Origin of the sequence: Sulfurimonas sp. (assembly GCF_014859695.1) — a bacterium.
Taxonomy (GTDB): Bacteria; Campylobacterota; Campylobacteria; order Campylobacterales; family Sulfurimonadaceae; genus Sulfurimonas.
The window spans coordinates 1-3044 of record NZ_JACUTS010000136.1; the positions used below are offsets into that span (position 1 = coordinate 1).

Consider the following 3044-nt stretch of genomic DNA (forward strand, 5'->3'; position numbering starts at 1 on the left):
AAAGATTTTTGGAGAAGATGGCACATCACGCTTAGTAGATTTCTAAGAGATTATGCTTACATTCCTCTTGGCGGAAACAGACATGGAGAGTATAGAACACATGTAAACCTAATGGCAACTTTTCTCCTTGGTGGAATTTGGCACGGCGCAGGATGGACATTTGTCTTTTGGGGATTTTTACATGGATTGGCTTTAGTACTTCACAGAGTTTGGAGCCAATACAATTTCCACATACCAAGAGTACTGGCATGGTTTATCACTTTTAACTTTATCAACATCACATGGGTCTTTTTTAGAGCTAAAGAGTGGGAAGACGCACTGAAGGTACTATCGTCAATGTTTAGTTTGAGTAATGTAGTTTTACCAAATCCATTATCAACAAAATTGGCATTTTTACAAGATTATGGGATTACATTTGGTGGATGGGTTGCAAATATTGATAACGATGGCGGTAAATCTTTAGTTCCTTTTTGTATTTTTGCTTTTATCATTATCTTACTTTTCAAAAACTCAATGCAAAAAATGAAATCTTTCACTCCAAATAAAAAAGTCGCGGTTTTTACTGCGTTTTTGCTCTCATTTGGCATCTTATCGCTTACAAAAGTGAGCGAATTTTTATATTTTAATTTTTAAGGTTTTTAATGAGTAGTAAAAAATTTATAGCTTTTGTTGGACTGTTTGCGTTTTTGATTGTTGGATTTGTTGGCGGTGTGAATTATGTGGTTGACCCGTATGGATTTAATAATTTGATAAAAATTGAAAGATTAAATTCAAAAAAAATTTCAAATACATCTCTTACTACAAGATTTAAAGCCAATCTGCTAGAAAGTGGCAAATTTGATACTATTATGCTTGGAACATCAAGAATAGGTGTGATGAACCCTGAGATAGTAAATAACTATTTAAAGTCAAATACATTTAATCTTGAATATCCTGGATCAAATACCATTATTCAAAATAAATTTTTCAAATATGCCAAAAATTTTAATGATATAAAATATCTTGTCTATGGAATCGATTTTATGGCATTTAATAAAAATCGAATTATCAAGAATGATTTTCAAGAGTTTTATGATTTGGAAAATAAAATTACGAATTTTGAGAATATTACAAATTATGATCTATACTTTAATGCTGAAACATTAGTTAAAAGTGCTATTGTTATTGGAAAAAATATTTTAAATCGCCAAGACACAGAAGCAAATTACTTAGCTAATGGCATGAGAGACTATATCAATTTTATTGAGCAAGAAAAAACCGGTACATTAAAATTGGAAAAACAGATTAAAAAATCTATAGAAAGTTATTTTAAACCTCATACTGGCATTTATAAAAATTATCAATTTTCGTATGAATATTTAAATTATTTCAAAAATATAATCAAACTATGCAAAACTAATGATATAAAACTTTTTGTGTTTATTCCACCAATGTATAGTGAACATTTTGATGCAATTTATTCAGCTGGATATTTTGATGAATTTGAATTTTTTAAAAAAGAACTCATAAAAATAACTGATTTTATAGACTTTACAGGACATAATTCTATTAGTACAAACAAAAATAATTATTGGGATAGTTCTCATTTGCGGGTTGAAATGACTGGTGTGGTAATGGCTAAAATCTTCAACGACCAAACAGTTGATGTTCCAAAAGATTTCGGCGTATTAGTCACGAAAGAAAATATCGACACTCACTTAGAAAATCTAAAAAACCAAATCAAAGCCTATGATGCATCAAAACTAGAGTAGATTTTTTTCCTCATTTCCAACTTGTAGCTGGGAATGCCTACATAACTTTTGTGGCTGAAATATGCATTCCTACGCTGGAACGATAGGAGCGAGAGCTTCCTAGCCCTTAATCCCATCCGCTCTTGGAGCCATTAAAAACCCAAAAAAGACCTTAGCGTAAAGCATAAAAGGTACACTCCAGAGGATAGCCGAGTAGAGATAGAGTTCGCTTGAATACTCTGGATAGAAGGCTATAGCGCTGCGTATAAGCGAGGCGATAACTATAAGAGCTACCATAAGATACTTTTCTGTTATCACAGAGAATTTTCTGTGTCAATATTTGATTCATCAAAGTCAATATATCTATAAATCATTAACACGGCTACACTTTTTGGATATATTTTATAAATTATTTTTATTCCATCTAAAACAATCTCGCGAATGGTTTCATCATCAAATGTAGTATTTATTTTGCCGACATAAGGATGCTGAAGCATATCCTTTATTCTTGATACTAATTTTGTAGTGTATTGTGTCGCACGAGAAGGAGTGTCTTTTGAAATATAATCTCTAAGTTTAAATATAAATTCTTTAGAATCATGAGAAAAGTTTACTTTCATCAAAATTTATTTATTTAGCTCTTCAATAAGTTCATCTGATGAGTATATCTTCCCATTCTCAACCTGCTCTAAGCCTCTTAAGATTCCAGCTTTTTCAAGTTTATAAACTGTATTATCTATAATTTCCACAGATTCACCTTGTTTGGTTAAAGATTCTAAAAAAGATAATATTCTTTTAGATGCACTCTCAGAAGCATTTAAATGTAAAGTCATTTAATAATCCTTTGATTTTATTGGCAATATTATATCTGATTTTAACAAATCTTTTTTCTCGTTCCCAACTTGTAGTTGGGAACGAGAAAAAAAGAGCATTACCCCTTTATGCCGTCTGCTCTTGGAGCCGTTAAAAACCCAAAAAAGACCTTAGCGTAAAGCATAAAAGGTACACTCCATAAGATTGCCGAGTAGAGATAGAGTTGGCTTGAATACTCTGGATAGAAGGCTATAGCGCTGCGCATGAGCGTTGCAACAACTATTAGTCCGACCATAAGATGCGTGTAAATGTTTGAAGTGAGATGGCGTCCTGTGTGAATCCAGCCGATGATTATCATGACCATCAGATAGGCAAGACCGTAGCCGCCGCTTGTTATGAAGTGTCTGAAGTGAGTGATATTTTCAACTTCATTTGAAAGGATGCTGTAGCCCATCATGGCGTAACCGAGCCCCAAAAGTACATATATAAGACTTAGATAGA

The 3044-nt window shown here is 32.4% G+C and carries 6 protein-coding genes; 2 read left to right on the forward strand and 4 right to left on the reverse strand.

Translation table 11 applies throughout. The features are described from left to right. On the forward strand, positions 1 to 633 hold a 633-nt coding region (locus tag IBX42_RS11855; RefSeq protein ID WP_294933140.1), incomplete at its 5' end, for an MBOAT family O-acyltransferase. Between the two features lie 8 nt (positions 634 to 641). Then, positions 642 to 1751, forward strand: coding sequence for a hypothetical protein (locus IBX42_RS11860; RefSeq protein WP_294933141.1), 1110 nt, complete (start codon positions 642 to 644; stop codon positions 1749 to 1751). Between the two features lie 99 nt (positions 1752 to 1850). Here IBX42_RS11860 and IBX42_RS11865 read toward each other — a convergent pair whose 3' ends face one another. The 4 genes from IBX42_RS11865 to IBX42_RS11880 form a co-directional block, all read right to left on the reverse strand. Next, a complete protein-coding gene (locus tag IBX42_RS11865) occupies positions 1851 to 2027 on the reverse strand; it encodes a hypothetical protein (protein ID WP_294933142.1) in 177 nt (58 codons plus the stop codon). A 17-nt stretch (positions 2028 to 2044) separates the two neighbouring features. Beyond that, on the reverse strand, positions 2045 to 2350 hold the full coding sequence (locus IBX42_RS11870) for a type II toxin-antitoxin system RelE/ParE family toxin (protein WP_294933143.1): 306 nt from the start codon (positions 2348 to 2350) through the stop codon (positions 2045 to 2047). A gap of 6 nt (positions 2351 to 2356) precedes the next feature. Then, positions 2357 to 2479, reverse strand: a complete 123-nt coding sequence (locus IBX42_RS11875) for a hypothetical protein (protein ID WP_294933144.1) — start codon at positions 2477 to 2479, stop codon at positions 2357 to 2359. A 182-nt stretch (positions 2480 to 2661) separates the two neighbouring features. Further along, a partial coding sequence (locus tag IBX42_RS11880) for an NnrS family protein (protein WP_294933145.1) occupies positions 2662 to 3044 on the reverse strand: 383 nt, incomplete at its 5' end.

Coding starts and splice junctions, on each gene's coding strand:
- IBX42_RS11860 (WP_294933141.1), top strand. CDS start 642: ATGAGTAGTAAAAAATTTATAGCTTTTGTTGGACTGTTTGCGTTTTTG.
- IBX42_RS11865 (WP_294933142.1), bottom strand. CDS start 2,027: ATGGTAGCTCTTATAGTTATCGCCTCGCTTATACGCAGCGCTATAGCC.
- IBX42_RS11870 (WP_294933143.1), bottom strand. CDS start 2,350: ATGAAAGTAAACTTTTCTCATGATTCTAAAGAATTTATATTTAAACTT.